Annotated in this window: 21 protein-coding genes; 13 read left to right on the plus strand and 8 right to left on the minus strand. The window is 70.3% G+C overall.

The window, feature by feature from the left end:
• Nucleotides 1-266 precede the first annotated feature (266 nt).
• The 4 genes from AC5L3C_RS36870 (at nucleotide 267) to AC5L3C_RS36885 (ending at nucleotide 2,197) form a co-directional block, all read left to right on the plus strand.
• Nucleotides 267-836: a DUF6328 family protein gene (locus AC5L3C_RS36870; RefSeq protein WP_493653510.1), complete on the plus strand. Its 570-nt coding sequence runs from the start codon at nucleotides 267-269 to the stop codon at nucleotides 834-836.
• A 17-nt stretch (nucleotides 837-853) separates the two neighbouring features.
• Nucleotides 854-1,387: a 2'-5' RNA ligase family protein gene (locus AC5L3C_RS36875; RefSeq protein WP_493653511.1), complete on the plus strand. Its 534-nt coding sequence runs from the start codon at nucleotides 854-856 to the stop codon at nucleotides 1,385-1,387.
• A gap of 106 nt (nucleotides 1,388-1,493) precedes the next feature.
• The gene (locus AC5L3C_RS36880) at nucleotides 1,494-1,655 is read left to right on the plus strand and encodes a hypothetical protein (protein ID WP_493653512.1); all 162 of its coding nucleotides are present in this window, start codon (nucleotides 1,494-1,496) and stop codon (nucleotides 1,653-1,655) included.
• Nucleotides 1,649-2,197: a CPBP family glutamic-type intramembrane protease gene (locus AC5L3C_RS36885; RefSeq protein ID WP_493653514.1), complete on the plus strand. Its 549-nt coding sequence runs from the start codon at nucleotides 1,649-1,651 to the stop codon at nucleotides 2,195-2,197. The genes AC5L3C_RS36880 and AC5L3C_RS36885 overlap by 7 nt, the downstream gene beginning before the upstream one ends.
• 138 nt (nucleotides 2,198-2,335) lie before the next feature.
• On the opposite strand, the gene AC5L3C_RS36890 is transcribed toward AC5L3C_RS36885, so the two are convergent.
• Nucleotides 2,336-2,920, minus strand: coding sequence for a TetR/AcrR family transcriptional regulator (locus AC5L3C_RS36890; RefSeq protein WP_493653515.1), 585 nt, complete (start codon nucleotides 2,918-2,920; stop codon nucleotides 2,336-2,338).
• Between the two features lie 115 nt (nucleotides 2,921-3,035).
• Here AC5L3C_RS36890 and AC5L3C_RS36895 point away from each other — a divergent pair, with 115 nt between their 5' ends.
• From AC5L3C_RS36895 to AC5L3C_RS36915, 5 genes are all read left to right on the plus strand, one after another.
• A complete protein-coding gene (locus tag AC5L3C_RS36895) occupies nucleotides 3,036-3,713 on the plus strand; it encodes an NADPH-dependent F420 reductase (RefSeq protein ID WP_493653517.1) in 678 nt (225 codons plus the stop codon).
• Entirely contained in the window at nucleotides 3,710-3,967 is a 258-nt protein-coding gene (locus AC5L3C_RS36900; RefSeq protein ID WP_125509805.1) for an ester cyclase, read from the plus strand. The genes AC5L3C_RS36895 and AC5L3C_RS36900 overlap by 4 nt, the downstream gene beginning before the upstream one ends.
• A 152-nt stretch (nucleotides 3,968-4,119) precedes the next feature.
• Nucleotides 4,120-5,013, plus strand: coding sequence for a CPBP family intramembrane glutamic endopeptidase (locus tag AC5L3C_RS36905; RefSeq protein WP_493653519.1), 894 nt, complete (start codon nucleotides 4,120-4,122; stop codon nucleotides 5,011-5,013).
• Between the two features lie 29 nt (nucleotides 5,014-5,042).
• On the plus strand, nucleotides 5,043-6,260 hold the full coding sequence (locus AC5L3C_RS36910) for a sensor histidine kinase (protein ID WP_493653520.1): 1,218 nt from the start codon (nucleotides 5,043-5,045) through the stop codon (nucleotides 6,258-6,260).
• 4 nt (nucleotides 6,261-6,264) lie between these two features.
• Nucleotides 6,265-6,951 carry a response regulator gene (locus AC5L3C_RS36915; RefSeq protein ID WP_493653521.1) on the plus strand — a complete coding sequence of 229 codons (687 nt, stop codon included), beginning with the start codon at nucleotides 6,265-6,267 and terminating at the stop codon, nucleotides 6,949-6,951.
• Nucleotides 6,952-6,970: 19 nt separating this feature from the next.
• On the opposite strand, the gene AC5L3C_RS36920 is transcribed toward AC5L3C_RS36915, so the two are convergent.
• The 5 genes from AC5L3C_RS36920 to AC5L3C_RS36940 form a co-directional block, all read right to left on the minus strand.
• Nucleotides 6,971-8,575 (minus strand): polyamine aminopropyltransferase, encoded by a 1,605-nt coding sequence (locus AC5L3C_RS36920; RefSeq protein ID WP_493653523.1) that lies wholly within the window; start codon nucleotides 8,573-8,575, stop codon nucleotides 6,971-6,973.
• Nucleotides 8,576-8,585: 10 nt separating this feature from the next.
• Nucleotides 8,586-9,023, minus strand: coding sequence for a DUF350 domain-containing protein (locus AC5L3C_RS36925; RefSeq protein ID WP_125509810.1), 438 nt, complete (start codon nucleotides 9,021-9,023; stop codon nucleotides 8,586-8,588).
• 98 nt (nucleotides 9,024-9,121) lie between these two features.
• Nucleotides 9,122-9,526 (minus strand): DUF4247 domain-containing protein, encoded by a 405-nt coding sequence (locus AC5L3C_RS36930; RefSeq protein WP_493653525.1) that lies wholly within the window; start codon nucleotides 9,524-9,526, stop codon nucleotides 9,122-9,124.
• Nucleotides 9,523-10,029: a DUF2617 family protein gene (locus AC5L3C_RS36935; RefSeq protein ID WP_493653527.1), complete on the minus strand. Its 507-nt coding sequence runs from the start codon at nucleotides 10,027-10,029 to the stop codon at nucleotides 9,523-9,525. Before AC5L3C_RS36935 ends, AC5L3C_RS36930 begins: the two co-directional genes overlap by 4 nt.
• A gap of 84 nt (nucleotides 10,030-10,113) precedes the next feature.
• A complete protein-coding gene (locus tag AC5L3C_RS36940) occupies nucleotides 10,114-10,521 on the minus strand; it encodes a winged helix-turn-helix transcriptional regulator (RefSeq protein WP_493653529.1) in 408 nt (135 codons plus the stop codon).
• A gap of 108 nt (nucleotides 10,522-10,629) precedes the next feature.
• On the opposite strand from AC5L3C_RS36940, the gene AC5L3C_RS36945 reads away from it, so the two are divergent.
• Entirely contained in the window at nucleotides 10,630-11,475 is an 846-nt protein-coding gene (locus AC5L3C_RS36945) for an enoyl-CoA hydratase/isomerase family protein (RefSeq protein WP_493653530.1), read from the plus strand.
• A gap of 28 nt (nucleotides 11,476-11,503) precedes the next feature.
• Here the strand turns inward: AC5L3C_RS36945 and AC5L3C_RS36950 are convergent, their stop codons facing one another.
• A complete protein-coding gene (locus tag AC5L3C_RS36950) occupies nucleotides 11,504-12,502 on the minus strand; it encodes a helix-turn-helix transcriptional regulator (protein WP_493653531.1) in 999 nt (332 codons plus the stop codon).
• 112 nt (nucleotides 12,503-12,614) lie between these two features.
• On the opposite strand from AC5L3C_RS36950, the gene AC5L3C_RS36955 reads away from it, so the two are divergent.
• Complete coding sequence (locus AC5L3C_RS36955) at nucleotides 12,615-13,037, plus strand: VOC family protein (protein ID WP_493653533.1); 423 nt, start codon at nucleotides 12,615-12,617, stop codon at nucleotides 13,035-13,037.
• A gap of 421 nt (nucleotides 13,038-13,458) precedes the next feature.
• Nucleotides 13,459-13,917: a hypothetical protein gene (locus AC5L3C_RS36960; protein WP_493653535.1), complete on the plus strand. Its 459-nt coding sequence runs from the start codon at nucleotides 13,459-13,461 to the stop codon at nucleotides 13,915-13,917.
• A gap of 95 nt (nucleotides 13,918-14,012) precedes the next feature.
• On the opposite strand, the gene AC5L3C_RS36965 is transcribed toward AC5L3C_RS36960, so the two are convergent.
• Nucleotides 14,013-14,762 carry an SDR family NAD(P)-dependent oxidoreductase gene (locus tag AC5L3C_RS36965; protein ID WP_493653536.1) on the minus strand — a complete coding sequence of 250 codons (750 nt, stop codon included), beginning with the start codon at nucleotides 14,760-14,762 and terminating at the stop codon, nucleotides 14,013-14,015.
• A 127-nt stretch (nucleotides 14,763-14,889) separates the two neighbouring features.
• On the opposite strand from AC5L3C_RS36965, the gene AC5L3C_RS36970 reads away from it, so the two are divergent.
• Nucleotides 14,890-15,324 carry an Rrf2 family transcriptional regulator gene (locus AC5L3C_RS36970; RefSeq protein ID WP_493653538.1) on the plus strand — a complete coding sequence of 145 codons (435 nt, stop codon included), beginning with the start codon at nucleotides 14,890-14,892 and terminating at the stop codon, nucleotides 15,322-15,324.
• Nucleotides 15,325-15,384 lie beyond the last annotated feature (60 nt).

Raw genomic sequence — 15,384 nt, forward strand, 5'->3', positions numbered from 1 at the left:
GAAGGATGAACAGGAACCCCTTCGGAGTCGAAGCGCCTTCGGCGCCGCGCCCTGACCCCGGCTTCTTCCTCGAGAACCATCGCACTGCGCCAAGCCTCCTCGAATCCCCAGTTCCCCGCGCCGTGCCCAGCCGGAAAGGTCCGGGCGGGAAGGCACCCGGAGCCACACCGGGAGCGTACGGATCGTGCCGGGGTCCCCTCCCGCGCCGCATGTGCATGAAACCGGCGAAGACGGGCAGACGGTCGACCTGCGACCGGGAGGGTGTCATGACGATGACGGAAGAGCCGGCCACGTTGACCAAGGAGGAAACCGCGCGTTGCGCACACCACGACGGCCACGGACCGATGGCCGGTGCCGATGAGCCCGAGTCCCCGCGTGAGCGGGTCAACCGCCGCTGGAACGAGGTGCTGCAGGAGACGCGGGTCACCCAGACCGGCGTGCAGATCCTCTTCGGCTTCCTGCTGAGCGTGGCCTTCACCCCGCTGTTCCGCCAACTCGGCACCGTGGACCACGTCATCTACGTCATCACCGTGGTCCTCGGGGCCTCGGCCACCGGAGCCCTCATCGCGCCCGTCTCCATCCACCGCTTCCTGTCCGGCCAGCGGATGAAGGACGAAGTCGTGGAGGCCGCCTGCCGTCTGATGATGTGCGGCATGGTCCTGCTCGCGCTGACCATCGGCTGCACACTGCTCCTCATCCTGCGCTTCGTGATACCCGGCGTCCTCGCCGAAGTACTCGTCGGCGGGGTCATGCTGTGGTTCGGCCTCTGCTGGTACGTGCTGCCCCTGCGCATACGGCGTCGCGCGGCCTCCCCCTCCGGCGTCGACAAGCGCTAGCTCAGTAGGCTGGTGGCGTGCGCACGGTCGAGCTTCTCCTGGACGAGGCGGCGGAGCTTGCCGTCCAGGAAGCCTGGCGGCGCCTCGCGGACGCCGGGCTGCCGAGTCAGGCGCGTCACCGCTCGCCGACCAACCGGCCGCATCTGACCCTGGCCGCCTGCCCCGAGCTGACCGCCCCGATCCGCTGGGAGCTCGCCGAGGTGGCGGACGCCCTGCCGCTGCCGGTGCGCTTCACCGGCCTGATCCGCTTCGAGCGGCCCACCTCGGTGCTCGCCTGGTCGCTGGACCGCGATCCCGCGATGGCCGGGTTGCACCGCAAGGTATGGGACGCGGTGGCCTCGGACAGCCCGCCCGGGGGCCTCAGCCCGTTCCACGACCCCGAGCGCTGGACCCCGCACATCACCCTCGGCCGCACCCGGCGGGCGGGCGCCTTCGCCGGCCGGCGCATCCCCGAACTGCTGCCGGCGCCGCCGCTCTCCGCCCGACTCGTCACGCTGCGCAGCTTCGACACGGAGACCGGTGCCTTGGAGGTACTGGAACCCCGCTCCTGACGGGCCCTCAGCCGGCCGCCCTGGCCTGGACGGACCCTCCCGTTCCGGCCCACCATGACGCCACGAGCCCGCGCAGAGGCGGCCGTTCGGCCTTGAGGGGGCCCCGGTGCCCGATGAACGGACCACACCCGGATCCCGACGTGCCGTGCTGTCGCGGGTGGTGGCGGTGTTCGCCGCCGCCGTGCTGCTGTGGTGGTTCGTCTTCCACGGAGCCCCGCTGAGAGCGACACCTACGACCGTCGTACGCACACCGTGCGGGCCGTGCTGACGACCCTGCTCGTCGTGCCCATGGTGCTGGCCGCCCGGCGGGTGATGGACCGCCGGTCCTGGACCGATCTGAAACCGGCCTCGCCGGGCAGGACCGGAGGACACCTGTTGCTCGGTATGGCGTGCTGGGCCGTACCCGCGGGTGTCGCCCTCGGACTGTGCCTGTTCCTGGGGTGGGTCGACATCGTCGCGCGGACCACCACCGCGGACACCGCGCGAGTCGCCGTACTGCTCGTCGTCCTGGTCCTCCTCTACGAGGCGCTGCCGGAGGAACTCGTCTTCCGCGGCTATCTCCAGAGCAATCTCGGCATCCTGCTGCGCCCCTGGCAGGCGGTCGGGGCGCAGGCCGCGCTCTTCGCCCTCTTCGGCCTCCTGCTCGGCATGGCCCCCACCGCCGGCCGGCTGTCGGTCTTCTTCGCCTTCGCTCTCGTGCTGGGCGTCATCCGAACCGCGACCGGCGACATCGCCGCCGGGATCGGCTACCACCTGGCGTTCCAGACCACGGCCCAGCTGTTCTGGGCGAGGGCGCGGTCTTCGACGTGAGCGGGAGCACCGTCCTGGAGGTGTTCGTGCTGGGCGGTGTGCCGTTCACGGTGGGCTGGACGGTCATGGTCCACATTCACCGCGACCGCACCGACCGGCGTACGGCCGGGTGATGGACCGGAGCGTCCCGCGTACCGGTCACGCCCGGACCTTGATGCCGTCCAAGGCCATGGCGAGCACCCGGTCCCGTTGCGCCTCCTGCACGAAGTTCGCTCCGCTGACGCCGTTCACCAGGAAGAGCACGTCGTCGAAGCTGACGTCCGTCCGGGCGGTGCCGGCGGCCTGGGCGCGTTCGAGGAGCGGCCTGCCCGCCGCGTGGATCATGTCGCGGCCGGTCGTGAACATCTCCGCGCGGTGCGCGATGGAGTCGTGGATGGCCTTCTTGGTGGTCGCGTAGCTGACGAACTGGCGCAGCCAGGTCTCCAGGGCGTCCCACGGTTCCCGGTCGCCGAGCTCGTCCGCCATGCGGGCCAGGGCCTGGACCTCGTCCAGGTAGACCGTCTCGAACAGATGCTGACGCGTGGGGAAGTTGCGGTAGAGCGTCGCGATGTTGACCCCCGCCCGCCGGGCGATCCCCTCCAGCGAGGCATCGGCGCCCTCGGTGGCGAACACCTCGCGCGCGGCGTCCAGCAGCGCGTCGAAGTTGCGGCGCGCGTCGGCGCGGGTCGGCCGGCGCACGGTGAAACCGGCATCGGCCCGTCCACCGGACTCGGGCGTGGCCATCGCACGTTCCTCCTGATCTCCCCTTGCGAAGCGAAGGGGGGTCTGCGCTAAAGTCAAGGCATGCCTTCATTTATTCGCAGGCATGCCTTAGCTTAAGTGAACCCAGAGGGAGACCATGACCACCATCGGCTTCATCGGCAGCGGCAACATCGGCGGCACGCTGGCCCGCCTCCTGGTCGACGCCGGCCACGACGTCGTCCTCAGCAACAGCCGCGGCCCGCACACCCTGCACGACCTGGTCACGCGCCTCGGCCCGCGCGCCCGCGCGGCGACCCCCGCCGAGGCCGCGGCCGCCGGCGACCTCGTCGTCGTGACCATCCCGGTCAGGGCCTACCGGCAGGTCCCCGCGGAACCCCTGCGCGGCAAGGTCGTCATCGACACCCTCAACTACGATCCCGCCCGCCAGGGCCACGTCCCCGAGATAGACGCAGGGAACACCCCGCCCCACCTGCTGCTCCAGACCCATCTGCCCGGCTCGCACGTCGTCAAGGCGTTCAGCAGCATCTTCCACAGGCACCTGGCCACCCTGGGCCGTCCCGAAGGATCACCGGACCGCAGCACACTGCCCATCGCCGGTGACAGCGACGACGCCAAACGGGCGGTCGCGATACTGATCGATTCCCTCGGCTACGACACGTACGACGTCGGCCCCCTCGCGGAGAGCCGCCGGTTCGCGCCGGGCACGCCGGCCCAGCTCGCCCATCTCGACCCGGACGGCATGTTCGCCGCCCCCGGCCGGCCCGTGACAGCGGCCCAGCTCATCACCCTCCTCACCGCACAAGGAACGTCATGACCAGCCTGGCCGGCCTGAAGCCGCACATCGTGGCCTTCCACGAAGCGTTCGCCGGCCTCGTCGCCTCCTCCGGCCTCGTGGCCGTACGAGGCGCCCTCGCCGGCACGCTCCGCGGCGAGTTCCTCGGCGTACCCCCGAACGGCGCGTACGACGAGATCACCATCCACGAGTTCCACGAGATCGCCGACGGCCGCATCCGGCGCAGCCGGCACCTCGAAGACCTCCACGGGTGGATGTCCCGCATGCAGCCCTGACGGCAGGCCGGGTGGGCGGAACGGGGCGGCACATCCCCCCTGAGAGCTACACGTGCTGTCCATCGGCGGGTGACTCGCGGACGTCGGCACATTCCTAGCGTGGTCGTCAGGTCGCGACAGGCGCGACCACCACCGCCAAGGAGGCCACCACCATGGGTACGACGTCCGCCACACGCCACGACACGGGCTCCGGCCCGGACAAGGGCCACGAAGGGCGTGACGGGCACGGCGGACGCGGCCGTGCGGCCCGGATCGTGCGCCACCCGCTCGGCTGGATGGCGGCGGGGATGGTCGGCGTCGGCGTCGTGTCGGCCTTGACGGCGACGGGACCCGGCCCGGTGCCGATGCTCGGGGCGGCCGCCGCGGTGGCCGTTTACTGGTGGGTCATGCGCCGCTGCGCCGGACGCCCCACGCCGGAGATCGCCCGGCGCGGAGCCGGCCGGGAGGCCCTGCTGGGCGGCGCCATCGGCCTGGGCTTCATCCTCGTCTCCGCCCTCCTGATCACGGCGATGGGAGGCTACTCGTTCTCCTGGGCGGGGGACGGCTTTGTGTCGGTCGTCTGGACGGCGGTCATGGTGCAGATCGGCGCGGCGGTCACCGAGGAGTTGCTGTTCCGCGGTCTTGCGCTGCAGGCACTGGAGCGACTCTGGGGCAGCTGGGCAGCCATCGTGATCACATCGCTGTTCTTCGGTGTCGCCCACCTGGGGGCTCCGGGTGCGAACGCCTGGAGCGCACTCGCGATCGCCCTGGAAGCGGGCGCCCTGCTCGGGGCCGCGTTCCTGTGGCGGCGTAACATCTGGTTCGCCGTGGGGCTGCACTTCGCCTGGAACACAACGGAGGAACTGCTCGGCGTCCCGGTCTCCGGACACACCCCCGAGGGTCTGTTCACCGTGGATGCCGACGGCTCCGCTCTCCTGACCGGCGGCGACTTCGGCCTCGAGGCGTCGGTGGTGCCGGTCCTCATCGGGGTGGCCCTCGCCGTCACGATGCTCGTCCTCGCCCGGCGGAACGGCGAGGTCAAGTCCCGGCACGGCGCGCGGCGTTGAAACGGGCCGACTGGAGGAGAACGAACGTGATGTCCCGGCAGGCACCCTGGAGTGTCCCGCTGCTCCGGGCGCCCCTCGACTGGTGGCGCGAGCGCAATGCTCCCTTCAAGGACGGCGTCCTCGCCCTGACGCTCACATTGCTGGCCGCCGTCCCGACCCTGTCCAACCTCGGTGCACAGATCGGCGATCTGCCCGAGCGGCCTGCCAACCTGCTGAGCGTCGGGCTGATCCTGGCCCAGACCCTGCCGCTGGCGGTCCGCCGCAGGTGGCCCGCGGGGTGTCTGGTCGTCGTCGCGGGAGCGTTCGCCGTGTACCAGGCGTGGAGCTTCCCCACGACCTTCGCGAGCGTGGGCCTGTATCTGGCCCTGTACTCCGCCGGGGCTCACCAGATCCGTATCCGCGCCGGTCTTGCCGCCGTCGCGAGCGGGGCTTACGTCGTGCTGGCCGTCGTCCTGAACCGTCTCGGCTCACCGCTGGCGGTACCGGACTATCTCGCGTTCTACCTGTTCCTGGCCGCCGTCTGGCTGGTGGGGAGCATGGTGCGCACGCGGCGTGCGGAAGAGGCCGAGCGGCGGCGGCTGACCGCCGAAGTGGCCACGGCAGCCGAGCGGGCGCGGATCGCCCGCGAGCTCCACGACGTGGTCACCCACCATGTGACGGCCATGGTCGTCCAGGCCGACGCGGCGCAGTTCGTGCTCACGACCGCGCCGGACCGCGCCGGCGAGGGACTGTCGGCCGTCAGTGACACCGGCCGTCGCGCCCTGACGGAACTGCGGTACCTGCTCGGTGTCCTGGAGGCCACCGGCGAGGCCGCGTCCGCGGATCTGGAACGTGCGGGCCGGGCACCCGTCGCGGGACGCATGGAGGACCTGGTCGACCAGGCCCGCCAGTCGGGGCAGCCGGTCGAGTTCCGTGAGCAGGGTGAGCGCCGGCCGCGGAGCATGGATGCCGAACTGGCCGCCTACCGCGTGGTGCAGGAGGCCCTCACCAACGCCATGAAGTACGCGGCCGGGCAGCCGACCCGGGTCGTGCTCCGGCACGCCGCCGAGCGCATGGAGGTCGAGGTGACCACCGACGGACCTGTCGTCACACACGTCAAGCGGAAACCGGACGCCGCCGGAGGACGCGGACTGACGGGGCTGCGTGCACGCGTGCGGCTGCTCGATGGTGAACTGAAGGCCGGTCCCCGGCCCGAGGGCGGGTTCGGGGTCCGTGCCACCATTCCGTCCCAGCCCATTCAGGAGTGACCCCGTGAGCGATGCGCAACCACCGATCCGTGTGCTGGTCTGCGACGACCAGGCGCTGGTGCGCACCGGCTATGTCACCATCGTCTCCTCACAGCCCGACATGGAGGTCGTGGGGGAGGCCGAGAACGGACACGAGGCGGTGCAGACCGCGAAGCGGCTGCGCCCCGATGTGATCGTGATGGACATCCGGATGCCGCTGCTCGACGGCATCCAGGCGACGCAGCAACTGGCCGGTCCCGACGTCGAAGGCGCGCCGAAGGTCCTGGTCGTCACCACGTTCAACGTCGACGCCTACGTCTATGACGCGCTGCGGGCCGGGGCGAGCGGCTTCCTCCTCAAGGACTCACAGCCGACGGAACTGGTCAACGGCATCCGGACCGTCGCCCGGGGAGAGGCGTTGCTGGCGCCCGCCGTCACCCGCCACCTCATCGGCCACTTCGCCCAGCATCTGCGGCCGGCGGACACCTCCCGTCCGGCCAGGGAGGACGTCGTACGCGCACTCGCCCCCCGCGAGCTGGAAGTGCTCCAACTGATCGCCGAAGGGCTCTCGAACGCGGAGATCGCCAAGGCGATGCACATCACGCCCGAGACCGTGAAGACGTATGTGTCGCGGATCCTGGCCAAGCTCGGCCTGCGCGACCGGGTCCAGGCCGTCGTCCTCGCCTACCGCGTCGGACTGGCGTCCCCGTGACCACACGGCGCACCGGGGGTCAGTAGTTCTCCCACTCGTCCAGGACGTACTCCAGCACGGCCGGCTCCATCAGCGTGCTCGCCCGTACGTCCTGGCGGCGGCGGTCCACGGGGAACACCGAGGCGGCCTTCAGGACCGCGTCGTCCAGGTAGCGCAGGGGCGGTGCGTCCGACGCCAGCCGCAGCGGCGGGGGAGCGCCGTCGCCCGGGACGGCCAGGACGAAGCCCCAGTTGCCGAAGCTCGGCACGTCCACCTGGAAGTGGCTGGTCGAGTAGCCCGCCGTCTCGATCGTCTTGCCGATGGACCAGTACGTCTTCGGCGCGAAGAACGGCGACCCGCTCTGCACCATCACCCTGCTCTGCGGCGTCAGGACCTGCCCGAGCAGATGGTAGAACTCCACCGAGTACAGCTTCGCCAGCGCCGCCGTGTCCGGGTCGGGGAAGTCGATGACGACCGCGTCGTACGACTGCCGGGCACCGCGCAGCCAGTTGAAGGCGTCGGCGTTGACGACCTCGACCCTCGGGTCGCTCAGCGCCTCGTCGTTGAGGTCGCGCAGCGGCTCGTACTGCCGGGCTAGCCGGGTCATCGCCGGGTCCAGCTCCACGAGAGTGACGTGCCGTACGTCGTCGTAGCGCAGCACCTCGCGCAGGGCGAGACCGTCGCCGCCGCCCATGATCAGCACGTTGGCGCGGGAGCCCGCGAGCGCGGGGTGGACCAGGGACTCGTGGTAGCGGTACTCGTCGACGGAGCTGAACTGCAGATCGCCGTTGAGGAAGAGCCGGATGTCCGGTTTTCCGGTGAAGGCCGTGGAGCGGGTGACCACGATCTCCTGGTACGGCGTCGTCTCCGCGTGGACGATCGGATCCCGGTACATCTGCTGGCGCGCGGTCACCTCGAGGTCGTCCGCGAACGCGTACGCCGTACCGAGGACGACCAGCACCGCCGTCACCCCGGCCAGCAGGGCGTTGCGCACCCAGCGCCGGATCTGCCGGCGGAAGATGAACACCACCACGATGACCCCGGCCACCGCGTTCACACCGCCGACCACCAGCGCGCCCTTGAGCTGCCCGAACGTCGGCAGCAGCCACAGCGGGAAACACAGGCCGCCGACCAGCGCCCCGATGTAGTCGACGGCGAACATGTCGGCGACCGCACTGCCCGCCTCCTGTCGCCGGATCCGCTGGAGCAGGGTCATCAGCAGCGGGATCTCGGCGCCGATCAGCAGGCCGACGGCCATCGCCACCACGATCATCGCCGGGGTGTACAACTGCAGCCAGGCGAACGCCGAGTACAGCACCAGCACCGACAGACCGCCGGCCAGCGCGAGCACGCCCTCCACGAGCGCGAACGCGCCCACCGCGCGGCGGCGCAGGGGTTTGGCGGCGAGCGAGCCCAGCCCCATGGCGAACACCATCACGGAGATCACCACGGAGGTCTGGAGCACCGAGTTGCCGATGAGGTAACTGCCCAGCGCCGTCAGCGCCAGCTCGTACACCAGACCGCAGGCCGCGCAGAGGAAGACGGAGAACAGCAGCAGGAAACGAGCCCCCCGGGTGGGCCGCACGACCGGGGGGCGGGAGGGTGTCGCGGTGGTGTCGCGACCTTGCACGGTGGGAGCGCTCATCGAGGGGGCGCTACGAGATCGCCGCGCCGACCATGAACCCGGTGCCCAGGTACATGCCGGCCTGCACCCAGGCGGCGGGATGCGGACGGCTGTCCTGGTCGTCGAGGACGACCGCGCCCATCTGGCCCGGCGTGACCACGCCGATCACGACGCCGACCACGGTCATCACCAGCACGCCGGCCAGTCCGTACAGCAGCGTGCTCACCAGGCCGTAGCCGAGGCCCTGTTCGGACTCGCTCGCCTCGATGGCCTTCATGATGACGAGGCCCACGGCGACGGACTGGCTGCCGAGCAGGACGGCCGCGCCGCGGTTCCGGTCGGTCCATACCACGTGGTACAGCTTGCCCGGCGTGACGAGGTCGAGCGCGATGAAGCCGACGGCCATCACGACGAGGCCCACGAGTCCGTAGAGCAGGGCCTGGCCGGTCGACTCGAAGATGTCGGTCACTGCGTTGCCTTTCTTGGGGCGGGGTCGGGGCGTGGTCCAGGGGTGGTGCGGGAGGAACAGGGATGCGCCGGCGGGCGGGCCCGGCCGGTCACCGGGTGCTACTTGCCCTCACCGGGGCCGCCGCCGCGGAAGCTCGCGCTGTCCGGGTCCGGCCAGTAGGTGAGGTGCCGCCGGTGGCGGTGGTAGCCGTTGCGGTAGTCCTCGATCTCGATCAGGCTGCCGCTCCGGTACGGCGAGACGGTGACCATGTCGTCTCCGTACCGCAGGAATTCCATGTTGTCGCCGGAGGCGCGGTCCAGTTCCTCCCGCTCGTCGTGGATCGCCTGGGCGACCGCGCGCGGACTGCTGTCCGGGTCGAGGTAGTCCCCTCCGTTGGAGGTGTACGTCTTCCTGATCCAGTCGCGCGGGACCGCGTTGCCGTTCCCGTCGCTGGAACAGGCGGCGAGCAGGGGCGCGGCCAGCACGGCCGCCACCGCTGCGCGGACGAGTCGGGCGCTGTTCATCGGGCCTCCAGCCGGCTGTGCGTCGATACGATCTGGCCGTTCTGCGGATATGTGTGCCAGGTGCGCCAGACGAGCCCGGCGCCGTGCGGTCCCGTGGCCGGCTCGACGACCACGGCCGTGACCGCCTCCGGTGAGCCGGGAAAGACCCCGCACAGGCTGTGCTCGGCGTCCGTGGCCCGGTCCAGAATCTGCGCCACCTCGGTGCTGAACTCCCCGCGCGGGAGACGCCGGGTGATGGCTCCGAAGTCGTAGACCCAGCCGGGCAGTTGACGGGAGCAGGCCTCGGGCAGCCCTCGCTCCGCGCCCTGCAGACAGGCCACGGTCTCCCGCACGGGACCGGCGAACACCTGGTGCGAGGCTCCGAGCAGCCGCAGTCGCACATCCAGCGCGCCGAGCGAGACCGCACGTTCTGCCAGCGCCGGACGCTCCTTCAGGCCCAGCGAGAAGCAGAGTTGATCCGCGTCCGTGTCCAGGTAAGGAGCGTCCAGAGAAACGGTGTACACACGGCCCCCCGGTCGTTTCCTGCCATGATCGGCGCTCGAGTATGACACACACGTTCACGGACGTTGAGGGGAGGGGCGAAGGCATCACGGAAGGGGCTGTTGAACGTCCTCCCCGGCGTCGTACGCCCGTTGGCAGTCCTGAATCTCCGCGCTGTGCTCGACGGTCCAGTCGTAGAGCCGGCCGAACGGCTCCCGCAGGGACTCGCCCAGGGGTGTCAGCGCGTACTCGACACCGACCGGCCGGGTCGGCAGCACGGTGCGCCGGATCATGCCGTTGCGTTCGAGACGGCGCAGGGTCTGGGTGAGGACGCGCTGCGTGATGCCCTCCAGCCCGCGCTTCAGTTCGTTGAACCGCATGGGCCGCTCCAGCAGCGCCATCACCATCATCGACCACTTGTCCGCGATCTGGTCGAGGATCGGCCGGCTCGGGCAGTCCGCCCGGAAGACCGGGCCCGTCTCCGCGTCGATGCTGTGCGGGTCGGTTTCCTTCATGATCCCAGGTGCTCCCAAAGTGCGTTCTTGACCGGCGGGCCGGCACTGCCGACGGTAGGTATGCATCGCAAACCTACGTGCCCTTCGGTAATCTACGGAGAAAAACTCATGACGAACGATGTCCACTCGACCCTGCGCGTGAGCGGTGAGCACGGCGTCACCCGGATCGTCCTCGACCACCCCCCGGTGAACGCGCTCGGAACGACCATGATGCGGGAACTGCGGACCGTGCTGACCGCCCTCAGGGACGATCCGTCCGTGCGCGTGATCGTCTTCTCGAGTGCCGACCCGGAGTTCTTCATCGCCCATGTGGACATGCGCATCGGCGAGGAGACGGACGTTCTCCAGGACCTGGCGGCCTCCGGGCCGCCGGACGTCAACGTGTTCCAGTCGATCGGTGAGTTGATCCGTCACCAGCCCCAGGTGACCATCGTGAAACTCGCCGGGAAGGCACGCGGAGGCGGTGCCGAGTTCGTCGCCGCGGCGGACATGACGTTCGCCGCCGCCGAGACCGCCGGCCTCGGCCAGATCGAGGCGCTGATGGGCATCGTGCCCGGCGGAGGCGGAACGCAGTACCTCCGCGACCGTGTGGGCCGCAACCGCGCACTGGAGGTCGTCCTCACCGCCGACCTGTTCGACGCGGAGACCGCCGCGTCCTACGGCTGGATCAACCGGGCCCTGCCGGCCGCTGAACTCGACGCGTACGTCGACCGTGTCGCCCACGACATCGCCGCCTTGCCGGAAGGCGTCATCGAGGCGGTCAAACACGCGCTGCCCGCTGACGACTTCAAGGAAGGTCTCCTCCGCGAGAACGCGGCCTGGACATCCACCATCGGCCGTCCCGCCGCGCAGCATCTGATCGCGGAGGGCCTGCGCGGCGGGGCACAGACACCGGCCGGCGAACGGGACCTCGAGGACCTGATGCGCGGCGCGCGTCGCACCCTGAGCAACTGAAGGCACGCCCGCGCCGCGAGCCCCGTCCTCACCGCGCCCGACCGCCCTGCGGTCTTCCCGTGCGTGCCGCCCTGGCGTAACGGGCGGCGAGGTCCGCGCAGGCGGTGGCGAGTTCGGGCGGGCCGATGATGTCGACATCGGCGTCGAAGCGGCCGAGGGCCGCCGCGAGCCCGGTCCACGACCAGGAGCCCGTCGTGAGGCGGCAGCGACGGGAACCGAGTTCCTCGACGATGCCGTCCTCCACGAAAGGCGCGACATCGGCGGCGGGCAGGTGCAGGACGACCTCGCCCACGCAGGGCCACTCGCCGGTGGTGCCGTCGTTGCCCCGGAACCGGCCGGTGATGAAGGCAGCGACATCGCCGCCGGGCAGTTCGCGAGGGGTGAAGCGGGGGCCCGTGGGAGTGTGGGGCCGGATGCGGTCGACACGGAAGGTCCGCCAGTCCTCGCGGTCGAGATCCCAGCCGAGGAGATACCAGCGATGACGCCGGGCGACCACATGGTGGGGCTGCACCCGACGGGGGAGAGGGACTGAGGTCTCCGAACCCGCGACGTAATCGAATCGCAGTTCCTCGCGTGCGTCGATGACACGGCTCAGCTCCGTCAGCACTCGGGTGTCCACATGAGCCGTGTCGTCGGCTGCGGGCGGTCCGACGGCAGTGACGCGCACCTGGTCGACGCGGTGACGCAGGCGCGGCGGCAGCACCTGCCTGAGGGTGCCCAGAGCGCGGGCCGCGTCCTCGGCGATCGTCGTCCCGGCGGCCACGGTCTGAAGCGCGACGGCCAGGGCGACGGCCTGGCCGTCGTCGAACAGCAGGGGCGGCATCCGAGTGCCCGCCTCCAGCCGGTAGCCCCCGGCGGGCCCTTTGAGGGTCCTGACCGGGTAACCCAGTGCGCGCAGGCGGTCTATGTCACGACGCACGGTGCGTGCGGTGATGTCGAGACGCTCGGCGAGATCGTTTCCGGACCAGTCACGGTGCGTCTGCAGCAGGGACAGCAGCGCGAGCAGCCGGGAGGACGTCTTCTGCATGAATCCCATCCTCCCTCCGGTACAGGACACACCCTGTCCTCTACCTCTGTGACCGTGGCACACGTGCCGTTCGAAGGCACCGAGGTATCGAGTTGTCGAGGTAAGGAACAACATGTCCATCACAACCACGACTCATCTGAACTTCCGGGGCGCCGCGCGTGAGGCCCTGGACTTCTACCGGTCCGTCTTCGGCGGACGGGTCACCGCGGTCACCTACAAGGACGCGTACGCGGTACAGAACGAGAGCGAGGCGGACTGGGTGATGTGGGGCGAGGTGGCCGCCGACAACGGCTTCCACGTCATGGCCTATGACGTGCCCTCACAGCTGCCCTGGAGCCAGGGCGAGAACCCGTTCTTCGTCTCGGTACGCGGTGACGAGGCGGAGGAGATCAGCGCCCTGTGGGCCAGGCTCGCCGAGGGCTCGACCGTCATACGTGCGCTGGAGCCCGCACCGTGGTCGCCGCTGTACGGCATGCTCACCGACCGGTTCGGCGTGACCTGGGTCCTGGACGTCGTGGCCCCCTACAACGGCTGATCCATCCGGCCTGCGCGGGACGATCGGCGCCCCGCCCGTGTTGAGACCTTTCACCAACTCGGCGGTGAGAGCAGGGGAGGCGATGACGGCCTTCACACCTGTGATGCCGAGGTCGTGCTCGGGGGAGACGTGGTCGCGGGCAAGGGGGAGGTCGGAAAGCTTGGCGGTGAGCCGGGCATCGACGAGCAAATGCGCGCGGTGGAGCTCTCCCCAGCCGCCGTGGCCTCCGTCGAAAACATGCAGAAACGTCTCTTTGGGCGAGGGTCCGGGCGGCGATGCGCCGGAAGAGGTGAATCCCGGATACGTGATCACCGGTCGTCCGAACGAGGCCGACCCGAGCAGAAGTCAATGGACAACGCGTGCCGGAGCGGGAGAATGACGGGACACCGGACGTCCCTGACAACTGCTGGAGCTGGGGAGCATGAGCGGCAGGCGCATGGTGGGACACGCGTGCCGGAGCTACGGCCGCCCCGAGGCGTACAGCCTGCACCCGTGGCGCGAACGGTATGCCGGACTGTCCGAGTACCGGCAGCGGCCCGGCTGGGAGCACTCGCTGGGCAGATATGAGTACGGCAAGGGCTGGTGCTGCCCGGTGTGCGGCGACGCGTGGTCGCTGCGGGTCGCGCTGGGCGGACTGCTGAGGTGGTGGTCGCCCGCGCGTGACGCGGAGTCGGGGAAGCAGTTCAACTCCGGGCCGGACAGCACATGGTGGTCCCGCGGCTACCGCGCCGAAGCCGAGGCGGCGGGCACCCGGTGCGCGCACACCCGGGTCAGGGAAACAGAGGCGGTCCAGCGAGCGGACGCGTCCAGCAAGAACGTGCGGCTGTATCGCTGCCGCCGCTGCGGACGGGTCGTCCGCTGGGAGCGGATACCGCGGTAGGACACGATCCCGTCCGTCATCGCCTCGGCGCCGGGCCGTTCGTCGGGCGGGCCACCGGTTCCGAACACCGGTGGCCCGCCCACAACGCTCGAGGTTCAGGCGTTGTATCCCCCGTGGGCGTCCAGTACCGCGCCCGTGACGTATGACGCGTCGGGGCTCGCCAGGAAGGCGATCGCCGCGGCGATTTCCTCGGGGCGGCCCGTGCGCCGCAGGGAGAGCGAGCCGAGCAGGGCCTCGAGGGCCTCGGGGCCCGGCCCCTCCATGCCGCCCTCCATCATTCCGGCCTCCACGACGTTGGCCGTGATGTCGCGGGCGCCGAGGTCCCGTGCGGCCCCCATCGTGTACATCTGCACCCCGGACTTGGTCGCCGCATAGTCGGCGACCCCCGGGATACCGGCCCGGGAACCCAGTCCGGAACTCACCGTGATGATCCGGCCGCCCGTGCGCAGCACCCGGGAGGCCGCCCTGATGACGGCGATCACCCCGAGGTAGTTGGTGGCGTGCATCCGGTCCAGTGCGGCGGTGTCGGCGTCGGGGTCGTCCACGGCCCCGTTCACCGAGATCGCCGCGTTGTTGACGAGAATGTCCAGGCCGCCGAAGTGCGCGACCACGTCGTCGATCAGAGCCGGCGCCCGGCTCGTGTCCGCCTGGTCGGACTTGAAGGCGACGACCTTCGCCCCCTTCCCGCGCACCTCGTCGACGACGGTCTGCGCCCGCTCCTCGGAGCTGACATAGGTGAACGCGACATCGGCGCCCTGCTCGGCCAGCAGACGTACGGTCGCTGCTCCCAGTCCCCGTGACCCTCCGGTGACCAGGGCGACCTTGCCCGTGAGCGGCTTGCTCATGCTTCTCACCTCATTGATTGACCTTGTTACGGCTGTCGCAACGCTAATGGTTACGACAGACAGTCGCAACCTTCACTGTTACGACTGCGCTGTCGTAACATGAAGTGTTCGGGCAGGGAGGAGGGCCATGAGCGCCAACAGCAGGCTGACCATCGCCGCTCACGCGCTGGCCTGGATCGGCCTCTATCAGCGCCAGGGCCACGAGGTCGCCACCTCCGAGCAGATCGCGAGCAGCGCGAACACCAACCCCGTGGTGATCAGGCGGCTGCTCGGCGAGCTGCGCAAGGCCGGGCTCGTGGAGTCCCGGCGGGGCGTGGGGGCGGGCTGGACGCTGGCGCGGGAGCTGGGGTCGATGACCCTGCTCGACGTCTACGAGGCTGTGGAGGCGGGACCGCTGTTCGCGATGCACCGGGCCACTCCGGACCAGGGATGCGTCGTGGGCCACGGCATCCAGCCGGCGATGCGGGGCATCTACGACGGCATCGAGGAGACCCTGAGGGGCGAGCTGGCTCGTGTCACGCTCGAGGACGTACTCCGGGACGTACTCGCGGTGCCTCGCTAGCCTCCCCGGCGCACCCGGCGCACCCGGCGCACCCGGCGCACCCGGCGCACCCCGCCATCA

Source organism: Streptomyces speibonae (assembly GCF_984686075.1).

Bases quoted from the DNA above. Each gene is read 5' to 3' on its own strand.
- AC5L3C_RS36870 (WP_493653510.1), top strand. From the start codon at position 267: ATGACGATGACGGAAGAGCCGGCCACGTTGACCAAGGAGGAAACCGCG.
- AC5L3C_RS36890 (WP_493653515.1), bottom strand. From the start codon at position 2,920: ATGGCCACGCCCGAGTCCGGTGGACGGGCCGATGCCGGTTTCACCGTG.
- AC5L3C_RS36895 (WP_493653517.1), top strand. From the start codon at position 3,036: ATGACCACCATCGGCTTCATCGGCAGCGGCAACATCGGCGGCACGCTG.
- AC5L3C_RS36900 (WP_125509805.1), top strand. From the start codon at position 3,710: ATGACCAGCCTGGCCGGCCTGAAGCCGCACATCGTGGCCTTCCACGAA.
- AC5L3C_RS36905 (WP_493653519.1), top strand. From the start codon at position 4,120: ATGGGTACGACGTCCGCCACACGCCACGACACGGGCTCCGGCCCGGAC.
- AC5L3C_RS36910 (WP_493653520.1), top strand. From the start codon at position 5,043: ATGTCCCGGCAGGCACCCTGGAGTGTCCCGCTGCTCCGGGCGCCCCTC.
- AC5L3C_RS36920 (WP_493653523.1), bottom strand. From the start codon at position 8,575: ATGAGCGCTCCCACCGTGCAAGGTCGCGACACCACCGCGACACCCTCC.
- AC5L3C_RS36930 (WP_493653525.1), bottom strand. From the start codon at position 9,526: ATGAACAGCGCCCGACTCGTCCGCGCAGCGGTGGCGGCCGTGCTGGCC.
- AC5L3C_RS36940 (WP_493653529.1), bottom strand. From the start codon at position 10,521: ATGAAGGAAACCGACCCGCACAGCATCGACGCGGAGACGGGCCCGGTC.
- AC5L3C_RS36945 (WP_493653530.1), top strand. From the start codon at position 10,630: ATGACGAACGATGTCCACTCGACCCTGCGCGTGAGCGGTGAGCACGGC.
- AC5L3C_RS36950 (WP_493653531.1), bottom strand. From the start codon at position 12,502: ATGCAGAAGACGTCCTCCCGGCTGCTCGCGCTGCTGTCCCTGCTGCAG.
- AC5L3C_RS36955 (WP_493653533.1), top strand. From the start codon at position 12,615: ATGTCCATCACAACCACGACTCATCTGAACTTCCGGGGCGCCGCGCGT.
- AC5L3C_RS36960 (WP_493653535.1), top strand. From the start codon at position 13,459: ATGAGCGGCAGGCGCATGGTGGGACACGCGTGCCGGAGCTACGGCCGC.
- AC5L3C_RS36965 (WP_493653536.1), bottom strand. From the start codon at position 14,762: ATGAGCAAGCCGCTCACGGGCAAGGTCGCCCTGGTCACCGGAGGGTCA.
- AC5L3C_RS36970 (WP_493653538.1), top strand. From the start codon at position 14,890: ATGAGCGCCAACAGCAGGCTGACCATCGCCGCTCACGCGCTGGCCTGG.